Origin of the sequence: Streptomyces sp. NPDC048483 (assembly GCF_040651455.1) — a bacterium.
Taxonomy (GTDB): Bacteria; Actinomycetota; Actinomycetes; order Streptomycetales; family Streptomycetaceae; genus Streptomyces.
On record NZ_JBEZJZ010000048.1, the window covers coordinates 20,808 to 39,536 of the forward strand.

Annotated in this window: 23 protein-coding genes and 1 pseudogene; 11 read left to right on the plus strand and 13 right to left on the minus strand. The window is 71.2% G+C overall.

What is annotated here, in order from left to right; all coding sequences use genetic code 11:
• Positions 1-2: 2 nt before the first annotated feature.
• Genes AB0D04_RS23325 through AB0D04_RS23335 form a run of 3 tightly spaced genes read right to left on the minus strand, consistent with a single transcriptional unit; the run spans position 3 to position 780 of the window.
• Positions 3-218 carry a hypothetical protein gene (locus tag AB0D04_RS23325; protein ID WP_362706460.1) on the minus strand — a complete coding sequence of 72 codons (216 nt, stop codon included), beginning with the start codon at positions 216-218 and terminating at the stop codon, positions 3-5.
• A 23-nt stretch (positions 219-241) separates the two neighbouring features.
• The gene (locus tag AB0D04_RS23330) at positions 242-538 is read right to left on the minus strand and encodes a hypothetical protein (RefSeq protein ID WP_362706463.1); all 297 of its coding nucleotides are present in this window, start codon (positions 536-538) and stop codon (positions 242-244) included.
• The gene (locus tag AB0D04_RS23335; RefSeq protein ID WP_362706466.1) at positions 535-780 is read right to left on the minus strand and encodes a hypothetical protein; all 246 of its coding nucleotides are present in this window, start codon (positions 778-780) and stop codon (positions 535-537) included. Before AB0D04_RS23335 ends, AB0D04_RS23330 begins: the two co-directional genes overlap by 4 nt.
• A 195-nt stretch (positions 781-975) precedes the next feature.
• On the opposite strand from AB0D04_RS23335, the gene AB0D04_RS23340 reads away from it, so the two are divergent.
• Complete coding sequence (locus AB0D04_RS23340; protein WP_362706469.1) at positions 976-1,848, plus strand: DUF5753 domain-containing protein; 873 nt, start codon at positions 976-978, stop codon at positions 1,846-1,848.
• A gap of 15 nt (positions 1,849-1,863) precedes the next feature.
• Positions 1,864-2,082, plus strand: coding sequence for a DUF397 domain-containing protein (locus AB0D04_RS23345; protein WP_362706471.1), 219 nt, complete (start codon positions 1,864-1,866; stop codon positions 2,080-2,082).
• Here AB0D04_RS23345 and AB0D04_RS23350 read toward each other — a convergent pair.
• Positions 2,066-3,055: a hypothetical protein gene (locus AB0D04_RS23350; RefSeq protein WP_362706473.1), complete on the minus strand. Its 990-nt coding sequence runs from the start codon at positions 3,053-3,055 to the stop codon at positions 2,066-2,068. The genes AB0D04_RS23345 and AB0D04_RS23350 overlap by 17 nt on opposite strands.
• A gap of 151 nt (positions 3,056-3,206) precedes the next feature.
• The gene (locus AB0D04_RS23355) at positions 3,207-3,437 is read right to left on the minus strand and encodes a hypothetical protein (protein ID WP_362706476.1); all 231 of its coding nucleotides are present in this window, start codon (positions 3,435-3,437) and stop codon (positions 3,207-3,209) included.
• 64 nt (positions 3,438-3,501) lie between these two features.
• Between AB0D04_RS23355 and AB0D04_RS23360 the strand changes: the two genes are divergently transcribed.
• Positions 3,502-4,002 (plus strand): hypothetical protein, encoded by a 501-nt coding sequence (locus AB0D04_RS23360; protein ID WP_362706479.1) that lies wholly within the window; start codon positions 3,502-3,504, stop codon positions 4,000-4,002.
• Between the two features lie 73 nt (positions 4,003-4,075).
• On the opposite strand, the gene AB0D04_RS23365 is transcribed toward AB0D04_RS23360, so the two are convergent.
• On the minus strand, positions 4,076-5,122 hold the full coding sequence (locus AB0D04_RS23365; RefSeq protein ID WP_362706482.1) for a cation diffusion facilitator family transporter: 1,047 nt from the start codon (positions 5,120-5,122) through the stop codon (positions 4,076-4,078).
• A gap of 305 nt (positions 5,123-5,427) precedes the next feature.
• Here AB0D04_RS23365 and AB0D04_RS23370 point away from each other — a divergent pair, with 305 nt between their 5' ends.
• A complete protein-coding gene (locus tag AB0D04_RS23370; RefSeq protein ID WP_362706485.1) occupies positions 5,428-6,651 on the plus strand; it encodes a cytochrome P450 in 1,224 nt (407 codons plus the stop codon).
• A gap of 137 nt (positions 6,652-6,788) precedes the next feature.
• Here the strand turns inward: AB0D04_RS23370 and AB0D04_RS23375 are convergent, their stop codons facing one another.
• The 6 genes from AB0D04_RS23375 to tsaD form a co-directional block, all read right to left on the minus strand.
• Complete coding sequence (locus AB0D04_RS23375) at positions 6,789-8,039, minus strand: cytochrome P450 (protein WP_362706553.1); 1,251 nt, start codon at positions 8,037-8,039, stop codon at positions 6,789-6,791.
• 35 nt (positions 8,040-8,074) lie between these two features.
• The gene (locus tag AB0D04_RS23380; RefSeq protein ID WP_362706487.1) at positions 8,075-8,719 is read right to left on the minus strand and encodes an ATP/GTP-binding protein; all 645 of its coding nucleotides are present in this window, start codon (positions 8,717-8,719) and stop codon (positions 8,075-8,077) included.
• Positions 8,700-9,056, minus strand: a complete 357-nt coding sequence (locus tag AB0D04_RS23385) for a DUF742 domain-containing protein (RefSeq protein ID WP_362706490.1) — start codon at positions 9,054-9,056, stop codon at positions 8,700-8,702. The genes AB0D04_RS23380 and AB0D04_RS23385 overlap by 20 nt, the downstream gene beginning before the upstream one ends.
• A complete protein-coding gene (locus AB0D04_RS23390; RefSeq protein WP_362706493.1) occupies positions 9,053-9,466 on the minus strand; it encodes a roadblock/LC7 domain-containing protein in 414 nt (137 codons plus the stop codon). Before AB0D04_RS23390 ends, AB0D04_RS23385 begins: the two co-directional genes overlap by 4 nt.
• Positions 9,463-11,214: an ATP-binding protein gene (locus AB0D04_RS23395; RefSeq protein ID WP_362706495.1), complete on the minus strand. Its 1,752-nt coding sequence runs from the start codon at positions 11,212-11,214 to the stop codon at positions 9,463-9,465. The genes AB0D04_RS23390 and AB0D04_RS23395 overlap by 4 nt, the downstream gene beginning before the upstream one ends.
• A gap of 275 nt (positions 11,215-11,489) precedes the next feature.
• Entirely contained in the window at positions 11,490-12,629 is a 1,140-nt protein-coding gene (gene tsaD / locus AB0D04_RS23400; protein ID WP_362706497.1) for a tRNA (adenosine(37)-N6)-threonylcarbamoyltransferase complex transferase subunit TsaD, read from the minus strand.
• Positions 12,630-12,835: 206 nt separating this feature from the next.
• Here tsaD and cbiE point away from each other — a divergent pair, with 206 nt between their 5' ends.
• Positions 12,836-14,068, plus strand: a complete 1,233-nt coding sequence (gene cbiE, locus AB0D04_RS23405) for a precorrin-6y C5,15-methyltransferase (decarboxylating) subunit CbiE (RefSeq protein WP_362706500.1) — start codon at positions 12,836-12,838, stop codon at positions 14,066-14,068.
• Positions 14,069-14,123: 55 nt separating this feature from the next.
• Complete coding sequence (gene cobM, locus AB0D04_RS23410) at positions 14,124-14,897, plus strand: precorrin-4 C(11)-methyltransferase (protein WP_362706503.1); 774 nt, start codon at positions 14,124-14,126, stop codon at positions 14,895-14,897.
• A gap of 174 nt (positions 14,898-15,071) precedes the next feature.
• Here cobM and AB0D04_RS23415 read toward each other — a convergent pair whose 3' ends face one another.
• Positions 15,072-15,371 carry a DUF6506 family protein gene (locus AB0D04_RS23415; protein ID WP_362706505.1) on the minus strand — a complete coding sequence of 100 codons (300 nt, stop codon included), beginning with the start codon at positions 15,369-15,371 and terminating at the stop codon, positions 15,072-15,074.
• Between the two features lie 192 nt (positions 15,372-15,563).
• On the opposite strand from AB0D04_RS23415, the gene AB0D04_RS23420 reads away from it, so the two are divergent.
• The 5 genes and pseudogenes from AB0D04_RS23420 to AB0D04_RS23440 all read left to right on the plus strand — a co-directional run.
• A complete protein-coding gene (locus tag AB0D04_RS23420; RefSeq protein ID WP_362706507.1) occupies positions 15,564-15,959 on the plus strand; it encodes a MarR family winged helix-turn-helix transcriptional regulator in 396 nt (131 codons plus the stop codon).
• Positions 15,960-15,993: 34 nt separating this feature from the next.
• Entirely contained in the window at positions 15,994-16,413 is a 420-nt protein-coding gene (locus AB0D04_RS23425) for a tautomerase family protein (RefSeq protein WP_362706509.1), read from the plus strand.
• Entirely contained in the window at positions 16,410-17,291 is an 882-nt protein-coding gene (locus tag AB0D04_RS23430; protein WP_362706512.1) for a fumarylacetoacetate hydrolase family protein, read from the plus strand. The genes AB0D04_RS23425 and AB0D04_RS23430 overlap by 4 nt, the downstream gene beginning before the upstream one ends.
• 102 nt (positions 17,292-17,393) lie before the next feature.
• Positions 17,394-17,771: a Rid family detoxifying hydrolase gene (locus AB0D04_RS23435; protein ID WP_362706514.1), complete on the plus strand. Its 378-nt coding sequence runs from the start codon at positions 17,394-17,396 to the stop codon at positions 17,769-17,771.
• Positions 17,772-17,776: 5 nt separating this feature from the next.
• Positions 17,777-18,634: pseudogene (locus AB0D04_RS23440) on the plus strand (PhzF family phenazine biosynthesis protein); the annotation flags it as partial.
• Between the last annotated feature and the right edge of the window lie 95 nt (positions 18,635-18,729).

Below are 18,729 nucleotides of genomic sequence, written 5' to 3' on the forward strand. Positions count from 1 at the left end.
CCCTACGGAGTACCGTCCGCCCGGTCTTCCCGCGCCTCGCCGCGCCAGTGCTCCAGCGTCGGATCCCGCCGCGCGTCGTACGCCCCGGTACCCCGGCAGCGCTTGCACTCCCCCGACCGGCGCACCGTCTCGACCGGCCCGTGGAACGGGTCCACGCCGTGCACATAGGCCAGCGCCCGGGGCGTGTATCCGGTGCCTTGGCACCACTGGCAGGTCATGGCCACAGCCTAGACGTCGCCCCTCACCCGTCACCGAGCCGACCGCCCCGGCTCTCCGCGATGCGCAGGACGTCGGTGAGGGAGCTGGTGAGGCAGCTCGACAGGTGCCGCAACTCGTCGGTGGTGGGCCGGTATTGGGTGAGCATCGCGGTGCTGTGGTCGAGCAGCTCGGCGGCCATGGCGAGCTGGATGATCTCGGTGGCGTCCGCGGCACGGGCGAGCCGGCTGTCCGGCCCGTCCGTGGACAGGTAGAGCCGTTTGCCGCGCTGGCCGGGCCAGGGGAGCAGGCGCAGCGGGGCGCCGTCGCCGTCGCGCATCATGCGGCCACTCCTGTGAGGTGGCGCTCGCCCCGTTCGTACGCGGTGAGGTAGGGGCGTACGAGCGGGGTGTCCCAGAGGGGCGCCTCGTCGCCGGGCCGGACGGTTCGCCGATGGCGCGGCGAGCGGGCTTGCGCCGGGGGCGCGATGGGGAGCGGTGGCATCGGGGTACGGCGGTGCCGGCCGTGACTGGGTGCGAGTGCTCGCAGCAGACGGGTGAGTAGTTGCGCGGTACGGTTGCGCATGTCATCGGTTCCCTTCGCGTGAGGGGATTGATGGTTGGGCCCCTGGGCCGGGGTGCTTTGGTAGGTGACCTGGTCCAGGGGTTTTGTTGTGGCAATCACCGTGTACAGACAGTGACTTGACGACTACTATCCTCCTCTGGGCGGCGATTGCGCAACACCGTCAAGTGACGAATTTCCGGCCTATCGGAGTCAGCCATGGCGTACAAGGGTGTTCCGACCATCCGCAAGCGGTTGATCGGCAGGCAGCTGAGAAGGCTGCGCGAGGAACGAAAACTCAGCGTCGACGAGATCGCGGACCGGCTGGGCTTGGGGACATCGGCACTGCGCAGGCAGGAGTCCGGCCACACCGCCGCCAGCGTCGCGGATGTCATGGCGTTCCTGGACATATACGAGGTGGATGACCAGGACGTACGGCGGAGGCTCATTGAGCTGGCCCGATACAGCAGGGTTCGGGGCTGGTGGGCTGCGTACGGGAAGACGGCGGGACCGGCGGCTGTCGATCTGGCCGATGCAGAGGACCTTGCCAGCGAGATCCGAACCTTCCAGCCTCTCGTGGTTCCCGGGATCATGCAGACGCGCGCATACACCCAGACCCTGATCAATCTTGGAGCCGGGCTACGGTCCAACGAACGGGATCTGGTCAAAATGATCGATCTGCGCGAGCGACGCAAGGCCATCCTTGACCGCGAGAAGCCGCTGCGTGTGTGGGCAGTAATCGGGGAAGCGGCCTTGCGTACGCCGGTAGGCGGTCCAGAGGTGATGAGAGAGCAGATCGAGCACCTGCTGAAGCTCGTGGAGCGCAGCAATGTCTCTCTTCAACTGCTCCCCTTTCGTTCTGGGGCGCATCTTGGGATGAGCGGCTCCTTCGTGCTGCTCAATTTCGCCGATGCCGACACGGTGGACGGAAGCATCATGTACTTCGAGGGCGGCGAAGCCTTCAACGACGATCCCGCCCAAGTCCGGGTCGGCATCAGTCGCTTCTCCAGTCTGCAGGCCCAGTCACTCCCGACAAGCGACACGCGACGATACTTGGAGGCAGCCATCCAGGAGTGGCGCGAAGGAAGTTGAACAGAAGGAAGGCCCATGCTCTGGAACCTTGACCAGGGTGCGAATGGCTGGCACAAGTCCAGCTACAGCGCCGACGATTCGGACTGCATAGAGATCGGCACCTTCTCCACCGCTCACCCCGAAACCCCCGCCATCGCCGTCCGCGACACCAAGCACCACCGCACCGGCCCCCTGCTGGCCTTCACCGCCGCCTCCTGGGCCGCCTTCCTCGCCGAGGTCAAGGCGACCCCATAGCGCACAGCCGCCGCACCGCCCGCACCACCGGCGGCCCCACCGCGGCCACCGCGGCCGTCGCCAGGGCCGCCCCGATGACCACGCACACCCCGTCGCGCAGCGAACCGGTGAGCGCATCCGCGTACGCCGACGCGGCGGCCCGCGGGACCACGGACGGCAGGCCGTCCAGGGCGCGGGCGCGCAGCAACGCGAGGGCCGCCGCGAGCAGCGCGGCCGTCGCGGCGCACCCCGCCCCCGCGCAGATCAGGGCCCGGCGGCGGCGCCGGGCCAACAGCAACCCGGCCAGCAGGCAGAGGGCCGCGGCGGACGGGAGCAGGGGCGCGGCGGTGCGGACGGCCTGGTAGGCGTGGCGGGCGCGGGGGACGTCGGGGGCGCGCAGGAGGACGACCTTGGCGCTCAGGCGGGGGATGCGCTGGGTGATGTCGAGGCCCAGGCCGTTGCCGGCGAGCTGGTGGCGGACGCGGTCGAGGATCGGGGTGAGGTCGAGGGTCACCGGGGCGTCGCCGGAGGCCGTGAGGCTGCCGTCGAGCGCCTGGTGGGCGCTGCGGTGCACGCCGGTCCAGATGGCGGGGAAGGCGCGGCCGGTGACGACCTGGCGCACCTGCTTGTCGACGAATTCGCGCAGCCCGCGGGTGAAGCGCTTCAGCAGCGCGCCCCGCTCCGTACGGGGAATGGCCTTCAGGAGGCCGTCCAGGCGGACGTGGGTCATCACCCCGTTGGTGACGTCGTGAACGATGGCGTCCTGGACGGCCCGGTTCGCGGCGAGGGGCGCGACGGTGGCCACGTACCGGTCGGTGTCGGTCAGTTCGCTGCGCGCCCATACGGTGGCCAGGCTCAGCGGCAGGAGGAGCGTGCCGATGAGCAGCAGCACGCAGGCGCCCAGCGCGCGGCCGGGCCGGCGCGGGGGCTGGTCGGGCAGGCGTGCCGCCTCCGTCACCCGGCCGCGGAGGCGTACGGGTGCGCTCGCTGACATCGCGTCCGGTCCTTCCGGGAGGGGGAGGATGTGGCCAGATGGTCGGATATCCAGGCAAGACCGGATGGGCGGCGGGCGCGAGCCGGGGCGGTGCCAATGGGTGAGGGGTACGTCGGACGCACCTGGGTTTTGCCCATGGCCTTACGGCATGTCAGTCAGCGTGGGCTTCGAGGTGACCGTCACCGAGCCGGCCGACGCGGAGCAGGCGGAACGGATCAGGGACGCCCTGGACGAAGTGCTGCGCGACGAGGGGCTGGACCGCGGCGCCGCCTTCGCGGTGGACGAGCAGGACGGGCGGCTCGAGGTGGTGGGCTTCATCGAATACCCGGTGCTCATCACCCGCTTCGGCCAGTGGCACCCGGAGTTCGAGCGCCGCATCCACCAGGCGGTGGGGACGGTGACGCCGGCCGCAAAGGCGCGCATCGTAGGGGAATACCCGGCAGCCGATGATTACTGGTGTCGCGGACTTCGAGGAGGTCTTCGGTTACGCGTGGCGGGACGACCCCACGGCGAAGACTCCCTCGGCCCTCGTGGTGGTGCGCGAGCCGGTGGAGGCGGGGTGGCGCCGGCTGCTGTGGGCCGTGACGCCGCACGGTAGCGAGTTCGTGCCGTTCGAGGACGGTGCCCATGTACGGGAGTTCGCCCAGGCCATGCTGGACCTGCCGACGGCAGCCGCACCGTACCGGCGGGAGCTGGGCTTCTCGGAGGGCGAGACGGAGACGGAGGGCGCGGGTCCGTCGGAGGAGCTGTGCGAGGCCGACCTGGCAGCCGGCCGGGACGAGGCCCGCGGGCTCCGGCCGTACCTCGTCTACCGGTCGTGCTACTGGATTCCGGACACGCCCGGGTCGTCCGCCCTGGGACTGGAGGCCTCCTGCCGCAACGTCGACGTCGACCGTCTGCACACCGAGGCCCGGGCCCTGCTCGTGGCGTTGGGCGACGTCGTCTGAGGCGTTGGGGAACGCCGCCCGGGACCTCACGCGCTCCCGTGCCGCGGGAAACACCCCGCCAGGACGCGGGGCGTCAGTGCCGATGCGGGCCCGGCCGGTGCACCGGGCCGTGGGCGTCCTCGCAGTGGTCGGTGGCGTGCGGTTCGGGCTTGGGCGCGGGTGCCGGGCCGAGGGTCAGGACGTCGGGGGCGGTGGGCAGTTCGCCCACGTGGTCGACCTGGAGGGTGGCGTGGGTGATGCCGTACTGGGTGCTGAGCAGCTGCTGGAGGCGGCGGCGGACCTTGTGGCAGTCGCCGCCGGGGGCCACCAGGATGTGTGCGGAGAGGGCCGGCTGGCCGGAGGTGATCTGCCAGATGTGCAGGTCGTGGATCTCGACGACCTCGTCCTCGGCGACCAGGTGGTCGCCCAGCGCGTCCGGGTCGACGCCGGCCGGGGCGGCCTCCATGAAGATCCGGCCGGACTCGCGGACCAGGCCCGTACCGGCCTTCAGCATCAGTGCCACGACGACGAGCGTGGCGATCGCGTCGGCCCTCGCGAAGCCGGTGGTCAGCACGATCAGGCCGGAGACGGCGGTCGCGACGAAGCCGAACAGGTCGGTGAGGATGTGCTGGTAGGCGCCCTCGATGTTGAGGCTGGAGCGGTTGGCCCGGGAGAGCAGCCAGGTGCAGATGAGGTTGATGACGATGCCGGAGAGGGCCGTGATCAGGACGAGCCCGCCGGTCACCTCGGGCGGCTCGATCAGCCGCTGGACGGCCTCGTAGCCGAGCCAGACGGACAGGAGCAGCAGGGTGATGCCGTTGGCCTGGGCGGAGAGGATTTCGGCGCGCTTGAGGCCGTAGGTGTAGCCGCCGCGCGCGGGGCGGGCGGAGAGCCGCATCGCGATCAGCGCGAGGACGATGGAGACCGCGTCGGTGAGCATGTGGGCGGCGTCCGAGATCAGGGCCAGGGACTGGGCCAGGACGCCGATGACGACCTCGACCGCCATGTAGGCGGTGAGGAGCAGGAGCGCGGCGCGCAGCCAGCGGCGGTCGGCGTCCGGGGAGACACCGTGTGCGTGGCCGTGCGAGTGGCCGCTGGTGTGGTGGTGGCCGGTCCCGTGGTTCTGGGCGTGCTCGGTCATGGGCGCGCTCCTTCCTGGGGCGTCGATGCGAAGCAAACCGCACTTCGGCGAAAGATCCAAAGGCTGCACCGGTGACCGTTGTCATTACCGTCGAACGGCGTATCGTGCCTGGTCAGGGCGGTGCGGGCGAAACGATGCGCGGGACGGCCCGAGCCGCGGAACCGGAGCGTCGACACCCACTTGCGCGCGATGCGGAGGGCCGGCCTCTCTTGATAAGGGCACGCCAAAGAGACGATCTTGGTAGGAGGGGCGGCTCGCGATGCCGCGGTCCATGTCCCGTACACCTACTGAGGAGAGTCGTGCTCGTGAACCGAACAGCGCCGCAAGCGCCGGACATCCTGTCGCCGGAATTCGCCGCGGACCCGTACTCCGCGTATCGCGTGCTGCGCGACGACTTCCCGCTGCTGCACCACGAGGCCACCCAGAGCTACATCGTCTCGCGGTACGAGGACGTCGAACGGGCCTTCAAGGACCCGGTGTTCACCACGGGCAACTACGACTGGCAGCTGGAGCCGGTGCACGGCCGGACCATCCTCCAGATGAGTGGCCGCGAGCACGCGGTGCGCCGGGCCCTGGTGGCGCCCGCCTTCCGCGGCAACACCCTGGAGCAGTCGTTCCTGCCGGTCATCGAGCGCAATGCCCGTCAACTCATCGATGAATTCCGGGGATCGGGGAGCGTCGATCTGGTGGCGGAGTTCGCGACGCGGTTCCCGGTCAATGTCATCGTCGACATGCTGGGGCTGGATCAGGCCGATCACGACCGCTTCCACTGCTGGTACACGGCGATCATCGGCTTCCTGGGCAATCTCGGCCAGGACCCGGACGTCGCCGAGGCCGGGCTCCGTACGCGCGAGGAATTCGCCGCCTATCTGCTGCCCGTCATCCGCGAGCGCCGCGACCGTCCCGGCGACGATCTGCTCTCCACGCTCTGTGCCGCGGAGATCGACGGGACCCGGATGAGCGACGAGGACATCAAGGCGTTCTGCAGCCTGCTGCTGACGGCCGGCGGCGAGACCACCGACAAGGCGATCTCCAGCCTGATGCACAACCTGCTGCGCCACCCCGAGCAGCTGGCCGCGGTGCGCGCGGACCACTCGCTGATCGCGCCGGCGTTCGCGGAGACGCTGCGCTGCACCCCGCCGGTGCACATGATCATGCGCCAGGTCGCCGAGGACGTCATCATCGGCGGCGGCGAGGTGCCCAAGGGCTCCACCGTCACCTGTCTGATCGGCGCGGCCGGGCGCGACGAGCGGCGCTACGCCGACCCGGACACCTTCGATATCCACCGCGCCGATCTTTCGTCCACCACCGCCTTCTCGGCCGCCGCGGACCATCTCTCGTTCGCCCTGGGCCGGCACTTCTGCGTCGGTGCGCTGCTGGCCAAGGCGGAGGTCGAGGTGGGCGTGGCGCAGCTGCTGGACGCGCTGCCGGAGGTGGCGCTGGAGCCCGGTGCCCCCGAGCCGCGGGAGCAGGGGGTGTTCACGCGGGGGCTGGACGCGCTGCGGGTGCGGTTCACGCCGGTGGGATAGGGGGCCGCGGGCGGTGTTTCACGTGAAACACCGCCCGGCGAACCGTGAACGGCGAACGGTGAACGGTGAACGGCGAACGGTGAATGGCGAACCGTGAACCGTGAACGGCGTATGGCTGTGGCGATACGCCGTGCGCGTCAGCCGTACACCGATCCCGGCGCCCCCATCGCCGGGATCGGCGTATACGCGGGCGTGAACTCGACAGGCAGTCCGACCAGGCCGCGCATCCATAGCGACGAGTGCCACACCAGGTCCTCCGCGGGCACCGTCAGCACCACGTCCGGCAGCCGGTCGAGCAGTACTTCCACCGCCGCCTTGGCGATCACCTCGGCGATCTCCGGGGCGGGGTAGGGGCAGGCGTGTTCGCCGTGGCTGAAGGACATATGAGCCTGGTTGCCGTCGGCGGCGGCGGTGCTGAAGTCCGGGCGTACCTGGGGGTCGGTGTTGGCGGCGGCCAGCCCGAGGATCAGCAGGTCGCCGGTACGGATCCGGCGGCCGCCGAGCTGGGTGTCGCGCACCGCCCAGCGGCCGATGAAGTTCTGTGTCGGGGTGTCGTGCCAGAGCACCTCGTTGAGGGCCTGGCCGACGCTGCGCCGTCCGCCGGAGAGGCTGACCGCGAAACGGTCGTCGGTCAGCATCAGCCGCAGCGTATTGCCGATCCAGTTCGCGGTCGGCTGCTGGGCCGCGGCCATCACCACCAGCAGGTCGTTGAGCACTTCCTTCTCGGCGAGCCCGGCCCGATGGGCCAGCAGCCGGGACGGCACATCGGCGCCCGGCCGGGCCCGCTTGGCCTTCACCAGCCGCTGTATCCGCGCGGCCACCCGCTGGTGCGCCGCGATCGCGCCCTCGCCCGCGTTCAGTGATGCGGCGATGTCGGCGGCCAGCTCGGGCACCTCGGTGTGCGGGAAGCCGAACAGCTCGGCGATGACCAGCAGCGGCAGCCGGGCCGCGTACTGGACCATCAGATCCGTCTCGCCGGATCCGGCGAAGCCGTCGATCAGCCCGTCCGCGAGCCGCTCGCAGATCTGCCGCAGCTCGAACTGGTCGATCGCGGTCAGCGCATCGCTGATCGCCCCGGCGCGCCGCCGGTGCTCCTGCCCCTCGGCGAACATCACCGACGGCTGGTGCCCGACGAACGGCATCAGCGGCCAGCCCTCGGGGATGTGCTCCCAGGCGTGCCAGCGCCGCGAGTCGCGGGCGAACAGCTCCGGGTTGCTGGTGACCTGGTGCAGCTCGCGGTAGCCCAGGACGAACCAGCCGGGGATGTCGCCGTCGAGCAGGATCGGCGCGACCGTCCCGTGCTGCGCGCGCATCTCGCGGTAGAGCCGCGCCGGGTCGTCGCTGAGGCCCGCGCCGTACAGCGGGACGGCGTCCGTACCGCCCCGCAAGGGGCAGCCGCCGGTCTTGGGGTGCTGCTGCTCGGTCACGGTGCGGGCTCCGCGGTCTCCTGGACGGACAGGGCGTAGAGGTGGTCGACCAGCGCGATCAGCACGGCCTTGCTGGACTCGCGGTCGCGCGCGTCGCAGGCGATCAGCGGCACGTCCGGGGAGAGGTCGAGCGCGTCGCGGATCTGCTCCAGGCTGTGCCGGTCCCCGCCGAAGTCGTTGTGCGCGACGATGAACGGCATCCCGTGCGCCTCGAGCCGGTCGATGGCGTACCAGGAATCGTCCAGCCGCCGGGTGTCGACCAGGACCACCGCGCCCAGCGTGCCGGAGAACAGCCGGTCCCACAGGAACCAGAAGCGTTCCTGGCCGGGCGCGCCGAACAGGTACAGCACCGCGCTGTCGTTGATGCTGATCCGGCCGAAGTCGAAGGCGACGGTGGTGGTCGACTTGCCCTCGACCCCCGTGGGGTCGTCGACGCCGACGCCCGCTCGCGTCATCGTCTCCTCGGTGTTCAGCGGCCGGATCTCGCTGACCGAGCGGACCATGGTGGTCTTGCCGACGCCGAAGCCGCCGACGATGACGATCTTGAGGCCGTTGTCGGCGGTGGCGCTCAGCGGGACGCGGTCGGCGTCGGTGCCGGCCGCTACGGCCGTGGCCGCGGTCTCAGAGGCGGTGGAGTGCATCGAGCACCTCCTTCAGCAGGTCGGCGGCGGGGAGTTGGGCGGTCGCGGGGGTGCGCGGATGGCGGGCGGTGACCTGGCCGCGGTCGAGCAGGTCGGACAGCAGGATCCGGACCACGCTGACCGGCATCCGCAGCTCCGCGGAGACCTCGACGACGGCCAGGGGGCGGCGGCACATGGTCAGGATCCGGGCATGCTCGGACTGCATGCCCGGTGTCGGATCGCATTCGCTGACGATGAGAGTGACCAGGTCGAGTATCCGGTCGTCGGCGGACCGGCTGCGGCCGCCGGTCACGGTGTACAGCCGGTCCGGATCATCGTCAGGACCGAGCCGTTTCATGCGGGTTGCCCACCCTCACCGCGCGGGGCGGCCTGCAGGTACTCGCCGATCTGCTCCACCAGCTCGTTCATGTTGAAGCCGATGAGGCCGACGTCGGCGTCCTCGACGGCGATCAGCGCCAAGTGGGCGCCGTTGCCCGCCTCCACGATGAACAGCAGACCGCCGTGGAACTCCGTCATCGCCTGCCGTACGCCGCCCGTACCGTCCCCGAACTCCACGGATGCGCCGTGCGACAGGCTCTGGATCCCGGAGGCGATGGCGGCCAGCTGGTCGGCCTGATCGACGGTCAGGTCCTTGGAGTGGCAGAGCTTGAGCCCGTCCCGGGAGAGGACCAGCGCGTGCCGGGCACCCGGGGTCTTCTGAAGCAGGTTCTCCAGCATCCAATCGAGGCTGTGGTCGGTGGTGTTCATCGGGTCTCGTCCTCCGGACGTGCTGGAGAGGGTGCGGGGGGTGACGCGGGTGAGCCGCCGGTACGGGTGCCCGGGGCGTCGTCGGTACGGGCGTCGTCGGTACGGGTGCCGTCGGCGGCGTCCGGAGCGGGCGTGCCCTGGACGGCCTTGCGGAAGGCGCGGAACCGTGCCGCCGACTCCTCGCGGGAGCGGGAGCGGGCGGGCCGCGCGGCCTCGCCGACGGCCGGTGCCCGGCCGTGCGCCGGACCCGTACCCATGGGCGCGGAGGCCAGCGTCTGGCCACGGCGACGCTTGGGGAGGCCGCTTTCGCCGAATTCGGTCGGCGGGGCGGGCGCGTCCTGCGGCGCAGGGGTCTCCTGCGGTGCGGCGGTTTCCCGCGGCTCGGGCTCGGCCTTGGGGGCGGCCTGGGCCTGCGGGGTGCGCCTCGGGAGGGGGGCGGGGCCGTCGGACCTGGGCTCGGCCTCGGCCCCGGTCTCCGCCCGCTCTCCCCGCTCCTCCTGCGGCGACCGGGACTGCGGCGACCGGGACTGCGGCCGCCGGGACAGCGGCGGGAGCTCCGGTTCGTCCTCGGGAGCGCGCCGGGGACCCGGAACCGCGGCTCGCGGCGCCGTCACCGTGGTGTCGGCAATCGGCGGCCGCTCCGCCCGCTGGGCCGGCGGCCGCGCCTCCGTCACCAACTGCTGGGGAATCAGCACCACCACACCCGTGCCGCCCCGCGCCGACGGCCGGAAGGACACATTCAGCCCGTGCTTACGCGCCAGACAGCCCACCACCGCGAGCCCCAGCCGGGTACCCGACAGCGACATCAGGTCCAGCGTGGCGGCGGACACCGACTGCTGGGCGCGCTGCAGCGCGGCCTCACTCATCACCAGTCCGCTGTCCTCAACGCTGACCACCACGCCGGCCTGCGCTTCCTCCACATACACATGCACCGGCGACAACGGCGGCGAGAACGACGTGGCGTTGTCCATGATCTCGGCCAGCGCATGCATGATGCCCTCGGCCGCATGCCCGGCGATCGCGACCTCACTGCTGTTGTGCAGCTGAATACGGCGATAGGCGCTGATCCGCCCCATCGCGCCGCGCAGCAGGCTCTCCATCGCGATCGGCTTGTTCCAGCGGCGGCCGGACCGGGCCCCGGTCAGTACGGCGATGCTGTCCGCCAGCCGTCCCGCCTGCGCCGTCGTGTGATCCAGCTTCATCAGATCGCCGAGCACTTCCTCGCCGTGCCGCTCCTCCATCTCGCGCAGGTCCGCGAGCATCCCGGTGGCGAGCGCCTGCACCCGCCCGGCGGCATTGGCACATGCGGACATCGCCGCGGCCCGCATCCGCTCACCGCGGCCGACCTCCTCGGCCAGCGTCCGCATGATCCGCTGATGCGCCCCGGCCGTCGGCGTGGTCGTACGCTCCAGCGCGGTGTCCACCGACGCCCCGTCCCGCAGCTGAACGACCAGCGCGGGCAGCGTCTCATCGGCCAGTCGCTCGGCCTCGGCCTTGATGTCCCCGATCCGCGACCGGTAGTGCCGTGCGAGCCGCTGCTGGTACACGGCGGTCGCCGTCGCGGCGCTCAGCAGCACCGCGCCCGCGCCACCACCCAGGGCGAGCAGCAGCCGTACGGACCCGGGCGCGAGCAGCACCGCTCCCACGCACAGCCCGCCGGTCACCACCAGAGCGACCGCCAAGGTACGCAGCGCCGCTCCCAGCGGCGGCTGCTCTGCCCGACGGCGGGAGGGTATCCGTGCTGACATCAAACAGGTCCTCGTGAGCGATGGCGGCTGCGGGCGGTACGGGGTCGTGCATTGTGTCGGGACGATCGGCAGGAGCGAAACCCCTGGGGGACTCTGGGTACGACGAAGGAATGAGCGAAGATCGTCCAGGCACTTTAGCCGGTCGCCGGAATCCGGCAACTTCCCTCGTGCCCTCTGCCGTTGACACACCATTCGCGCAGGTCATCCCGCATCGCCGCACTTCCGCCGAACAGTGAAGGGCGGCCGCCGTACCGGGTCGTACGCTTTTGACGGTGTTATGCGCACGGCGGCGGAGGCACTCTCCCCGCGCGCCCACCTGGCCCGTGACCGACGGCTTGCCCCTGGCGCCCCCCGGACCCGTCCCCACCCACCGGCTGCAACGCCGCGTAGGTGAGAGGCGCCGACGGATCCACCGACACATCCAGCGGCGCGGGCTCCGCCCCCGCGCGTACCAGCAGGTCGCCGACGGCCGCGATCATCGCGCCGTTGTCCGTACACAGCCGCAGCGGTGGCACCCGCAGAGCGATGCCGGCCGCCGCGCAGCGCTCCTCGGCGAGGGACCGGACCCGCGAATTGGCGGCGACTCCGCCCACCACGACCAGCGTGGAGACCCCGTGTTCGGTGCAGGCGGCGACCGCTTTGCGGGTGAGGACATCGGCCACCGCCTCCTGGAGGGAGGCCGCGCCGTCGGCAACGGGGAGGGGGCGGCCCGCGGCGTGGTGGTGCTCCGTCCACCTGGCCGCCGCCGTCTTCAGGCCCGAGAAGGAGAAGCTGAAGCGGTTCTCGGGCGGGCCCGTGGTCAGCGGGCGGGGAAAGGGGACAGCGCGCGGATCCCCCTCGCGCGCTGTCCGGTCAATGGCCGGGCCGCCGGGATACGGCAGCCCGAAGAGCCGCGCGGCCTTGTCGAAGCACTCGCCGGCGGCATCGTCCAGGGTGTCGCCGAGGTGCACGATCGGGTCGCGCGCCAGGTCCCGTACGAGGAGGAGGGAGGTGTGGCCGCCGGAGACGATCAGGACGACGGAAGGGCTGGGCAGCGGGCCGTGTGCGAGGGTGTCGGCCGCGACATGCCCCGCCAGGTGGTGCACCCCGTACAACGGCACCCCCAGCGCATACGCCAGCCCCTTGGCCCCCGCCAGTCCCACCTGGAGCGCCCCGGACAGCCCCGGTCCCGTGGTCACCGCAACCGCCCCGATGTCCCCGGCCCGCAGCCCGGCATCGGCCAGCGCACCGCGTACGACCGGGGTGAGGGCATGCACATGGGCACGCGCCGCGACCTCCGGGACGACGCCGCCGAAGCGCGCGTGCTCCTCCATGCTCGACGCCAGGGCGGAGCCGAGCAGCCGGCCGTCGCGCACCAGCCCCGCCCCCGTCTCGTCGCAGGATGATTCGATCCCCAGGACCACGGCTGAGCTCACCGAGCCGCTCCTCCCTTCCCCTCCGGGTTCGTTTGCCTTGGACGCCATACGAACGGGACGTCACGCGACCGGCATGACGACGCTATTGCGAACTATATGCAATAAGGGCGAGGGTGCGGTGCGCCCCAGGGGCGGGCTCGTACTCCCCGGTCAGTAGAGTTCGCCCCGCCCGCATCACCTCCCGAACGAACCCCGAGGTACCGGCAGTGAGCCCCGCACCATCCCTCTCCGTAGTCGGCCTCGGGGCCGATGGCTGGGACGGTCTGCCGGCCGGCTCCCGGCAGGCCCTGCGCGAGGCCGAGGTGCTGATCGGCGGCGCGCGGCAGCTGGCGTTGCTGCCCGGGGAGTGCGCGGGCGAGAGGGTGGCGTGGCCGTCGCCGCTGCGCCCTGCCGTCCCCGGACTGCTCGCGGCGTACGCCGGGCGGCGCATCTGCGTGCTGGCCAGCGGGGACCCGATGTTCTACGGGATCGGGCGGACGCTGAACGAGGTGCTGGGGGCGCCGTCGTTGCGCGTGCTGCCGCACCCCTCCTCCGTCTCGTACGCCTGCGCGCGGCTCGGCTGGCCGGTGGAGGAGACGGAGGTCGTCACGCTGGTCGGGCGGCCCGCCGAGAGCCTGGCCGGTGCGCTGTACGACGGGCGCCGGCTGCTGGTGCTCTCCGCCGGGGCCGGCACTCCCGCAGAGGTCGCCGGCCTGCTCCGCGCCCGCGGCTTCGGCCCGACCCGTATGCGGATCCTCGAACAGCTCGGCGGCGAGCGTGAGCGGGTGAGCGAGGGCGTGGCCGCCACGTGGGACCGGATGCCCGAGGCCGATCCCCTCAACGTCATCGCGCTCGACTGCCTGCGCGAGCCCGACGCCCCTCGCCTCTCCCTCGTCCCCGGCCTCCCCGACAGCGCCTACGAGCACGACGGTCAGCTGACCAAGCGTCATATCCGCGCCGCCACCCTCGCCGCGCTCGCCCCCGCCCCCGGCGAACTCCTCTGGGACGTCGGCGGCGGCTCCGGCTCCATCGCCATCGAGTGGCTGCGCGCACACCGCAGCTGCCGGGCCGTCAGTGTGGAGCGCGATGCCGTACGGGCCGAGCGGATCGGCCGTAATGCGCGCTCGCTGGGTGTGCCGGGGCTGCGCGTCGTCACCGGGCCCGCGCCCGCCGCACTGGAGGGGCTGCCGGTGCCGGACGCGGTGTTCATCGGCGGCGGGCTGACCGCCCCCGGGCTGCTGGACGCGTGCTGGGAGGCGCTGCCGCCGGGCGGCCGGATCGTCGCCAATACGGTGACGCTGGAGTCCGAGGCACTGCTCGCCGACCGGTACCGGAAGCACGGCGGCGACCTGGTCCGCCTCGCCGTCGCGCACGCCGTCCCCGTCGGCGGCTTCACGGGCTGGCGGCAGGCGATGCCGGTCACCCAGTGGGCGGCCGTGAAGCCGAGCGGGGAGCCCTGACCCCGCAGAGCCCGCCCGTACCGCACCCCTCCCTCCCCCAGGAGACCTCCCTCCCATGACCGTTCACTTCATCGGCGCGGGTCCCGGCGCCGCCGACCTGATCACCGTGCGCGGCGCCCGTACCCTCGCCTCCTGCGGTGTCTGCCTGTACGCGGGCAGCCTGGTGCCGCGCGAGCTGCTGGCCGAGTGCCCGCCCGGCGCGCGGCTCATCGACACCGCGCGGATGGACCTCGACGCCATCACCGCCGAGCTGGTCCGCGCCCACGAAGAGGGCCACGACGTCGCCCGGCTGCACTCCGGCGACCCCTCTGTCTTCAGCGCCGTCGCCGAGCAGATGCGCCGCCTGGACGCGGCCGGGGTGCCGTACGAGGTCGTGCCCGGCGTCCCGGCGTTCGCCGCCGCGGCCGCCGCCCTCAAGCGCGAACTGACCGTCCCCACCGTCGGCCAGACCGTCATCCTCACCCGTGTCGCCCAGCGCGCCACCCCCATGCCCGAGGGCGAGGACCTGGCCACTCTCGGCCGCAGCGGCGCCCTCCTGGTCCTCCACCTGGCCGCCATGTACGTGGACCGGGTCGTCGCCGAACTCCTCCCGCACTACGGCGCCGACTGCCCCGCCGCCGTCGTCGCGATGGCCTCCCGCCCCGACGAACTCGTCCTGCGCGGCACCCTCGCCGACATCGCCGACCAGGTGAAGGCCGCGGGAGTGGTCCGGACGGCCGTGATCATGGTCGGCCGCACGCTGGGGGCCGAGCAGTTCCGGGACAGCCACCTGTACTCGGCGGAACGGGACCGGGGCGACGGGGAGTGTGGGGCGGGGGCTCGGGGCTAGGCCGCGGGGCCAGGTGGCGGCTTGCCGCGGCGCGCGATCAACCCGCGTCGCTCAGCGCGTCCGCCGGAAGCTGCGCTCCTGCCCGTCGGTGCTGACTCGCCTGACCTGCGGCTTCAGGATGCAGACCGCTCCGTGAGCCGGGTGGGGTGGAGTGGGCCCACCCCACCCGGGCGGTCAGGAGAAGATCGCGTGGACCTGATCGACCGCTTCGGGGCCGTAGCCGGCCACGCCCACGGGGACCGCGCCGTCGATCGCCTCGATGATGCGCCCGGCCCACACCGGACCGAACCCTCCACACAGCTCGATCAGTTGAACCCCCTCGTCGACCAGACGGCGCGCGGCCTCGATTCCTTGCTCCGGCTTTTCGACCCCCATCAGCACGGTGCGGCACTGGCCGGTGTCCACGACGTTCACGTCGCCACTCGCGTCGCTGCCCGCCGCGGTGTAGATGAAGCCCCAGTGGGTGAGTGCCATGAATGTAGCCCCCTCAATTCCGGTCGTCTGTCGCTGCAACCCAACCAGGCCTGGGTGAGCGCGCTTTCCGCGGCGTCAGGAGCCGCCCAAGCGGTGGAGCTCGGTCGTGGAGCCATTGCGTGGCGTGGTGAGTGTATATACACTCATCCCATGGAGCCTGCCACGACAGAGTGTGTGTGCACCACTCTCCGCATGACCACGCGCTGGATCGACCGCCTCTACAGTCAGGCGCTGGGAGAGTCGGGGCTCCGGCCCACGAATTACGCATTCCTCTCCCGGCTGGCCGCCGATGGACCGCTCATGGTCAGTCAGCTTGCCGATCGCCTGGCCATGGACCGAACGACCTGCACGCGGGAACTGCAGCCCTTGGTGCGGTCCGGGCTGCTCACGGTCGAGACCGGGGAGGACCGCCGCCGGCGCGTGGTGCGCCTGACGCCCGAAGGCGAGGCGAAGCTGGCCGAGGCGCGTCCGCACTGGGAGGTGGTCCAGGAGCGGGTGGCGGCCGCCTTCGGCAGTGGCTCCACCGATGACCTGCTCGGGATGCTCCGCGGACTGCTCGTGGAAGCCAAGCAGTTGGCCGCCCAGTAACTATTTGGCCGCCCAGTAACTATGAGGAGGACTCGTGCCCTTCGTTCGTATTTCGCTCTACAGCAGGACCGGAGACATCGCCCGTCGGGTGGGCGACTGCGTACACCGCGCGATGATGGAGACGATCAAGATCCCCGCGGGTGACCGCTTCCAGGTGGTCACCCAGCACGACCCCGGGGAGATCGTGTACGACCCGTCGTTCCTCGGCATCGAGCGGACGGATGGGATTGTCATGATCCAGATAACGCTCGCCGCGGGCCGCAGCCGGGAAGCCAAGACCGCTCTGTACGGGGGCATCGTCAAGCTCCTGTCCGACGAGCTCGATGTGCGCCCCGAAGACGTCTTCATCACCCTGCTGGAAGCCCCGCCGGAGAACTTCTCGTTCGGCAACGGCGAGGCGCAGTTCGCCGACCGGCTTCCGCCACACCTGCGGCAGGCGGGGGAAACATCATGAGGCTCGCCACGTACCGGCACGGCGGCAGCCTGTGTGTGGGCGTCGTCGACGACGGCTCCGTCCGGCCCCTTGAAGGGGCGGACGCGGACCGCCCGCTCACCACGATGCTCGATGTGATCAACAGGTTCGACGAGGTGCGCGACCCCCCGGACCCGGCGGCCGGGGCCACGTCCCACCCGCTGGCCGATGTGGAACTCCTCGCCCCCCTTCCCAGGCCGCCCCGCAATATCCTGTGCGTCGGCAAGAACTACCGGGAACACGCCGAGGAGTTCGACCGAAGCGGGTTCAATGCGACGGCCACCGGCACGGTCCCCGATGCTCCGATGGTCTTCACCAAGCCGCCGGAGGCTGTGACCGGCCACGGCGCGAGTATCCGGCTGCCCCGCAAGGTGACCGAATGCCTCGACTACGAGGCCGAACTCGCCGTCGTCATCGGCAGGGCAGGCCGTGGCATCAGCCGTGAGGAGGCCCGCCGACACGTCTTCGGCTACACGATCGTCAACGACATCACGGCACGAGACCTCCAGGCCCGGCACAGCCAGTGGTTCCTGGGCAAAGCCCTCGACGACTCCTGCCCGATGGGGCCGTGGATCGTCACTGCCGACGAGATCGACCCCGCAGCGCTGCGCATCCGGTGTTGGGTCAACGACGAACTGCGCCAAGAAGCCGATACCAGCGCTCTCGTCTTCGACGTTTCCACCCTCATCGAAACCATCTCGGCGGGTACCACCCTGCTGCCCGGTGACGTGATCGCGACCGGGACCCCCGCCGGCGTCGGCGCGGGCTTCACCCCTCCGAGGTTCCTGGCCGACGGTGACCGCGTCCGTATCGAGATTTCCGGTATCGGAACGCTGGAGAACACCGTCGTCGCCGAATAGCCCTCGCCGAACAGCAGAACAGCTGCGACGCCGGGCCAGGCCTGCCGGGCGGTCGGCACACGCCATCGATTCACGCCGAGCAACACCAGCCAAGGAGCAGCGATGACCAGGACAGAGATCACCACGGACGAAATAGCGCAGCCGGTGGGCCCGTTCTCGGCCGCCGTCCGCGCGGAGCGGTTCACCTTCGTCAGCGGGCAGGTGGCCCAGGATCCCGCCACGGGCGCACTCATCGACGGTGATGTGTCCGCCCAGACCGAGCAGGCCTTCCGGAACCTCGCCGCGGTCCTCAAGGCCGCCGGCAGGACGCTCGACGACGTGGTGCGCGTGGGCGTCTACCTGACCGACATGGCTGACTTCGCCGCCGTGAATGCGGTGTACGAGAAGCTGTTCAGTCCGCCGTGCCCCGCCCGTACGGCGATCGGCGTCGCGGCGCTCCCTCTCGGCGCCGCGGTCGAGATCGACGCCATCGTCAACTGATGCCCATGGATTACGGGTTCGTCATCGCCGACGTCTTCACTCAACATCCCTTCGGCGGCAACCAATTGGCGGTCATTTCGGACGCTCGTGGTATGTCCGGGACGACGATGCAGGCCCTGGCCGCGGAGTTCAACTTTTCCGAGACGGCCTTCGTGTTCCCGCTCGCGACCCGCCGCAGCTACCGCCTGCGGATCTTCACCCCGCACATGGAGCTGCCGTTCGCCGGCCACCCGACCCTTGGTGCGGCGTCCGTGCTCGCCGCCGGCGAGCGCGGAGACGCGCAGACACCGGGGGAACGGCTGACATTCGAGGAGGGCATCGGTCCTGTCACGGTGGATGTCCGCGGCTCATTCGGCCGACTGGCCTTGGACGTCCCCTTCGACGCCCCCGCTCACCGCCCGTCCGGGAAAGCGGTCGCAGGCGCACTGTCCCTGTCTGAGCACGACATCCTGGATTGCTGGTACGGCGGGGTGGGGCTGGCTTTCTGTTACGTGCGCCTGGCGTCCGCAGACGCTGTCGACCGTGCCGTCCTGGACAAGGCCGCGTGGGCGGCGGACATCGCCGATGGATGGTCCCCGCATCTCTACGTGTTCGCCGGAGAGTTCCGCAGCGGCGGGACCGTGTACGCACGGGCATTCGTTCCCGCCACCGGGACGGACGAGGATCCCGCCACCGGCTCCGCCTGCGCAGGGCTGATCGGGAGTCTCGTTCACCGTTCACGGCTGACCGACGGCGCACACACGCTCCGCGTCCGGCAGGGGCTCCGCATGGGACGCCCCAGCCTGATCGAGGCAGGCGCACACAGCGAGGACGGACGCCTCACCGGCGTCACCGTCGGAGGCTTCACCGCTGTCGTCGGCAAGGGAGTGATCACGGTGCCGTCGGTCGAGCGCGTCACCACGAAAGGCGTGAGGTGAGTACGGACACAGCCGCCCGTTCCGGCGCATGCGCCGGAACG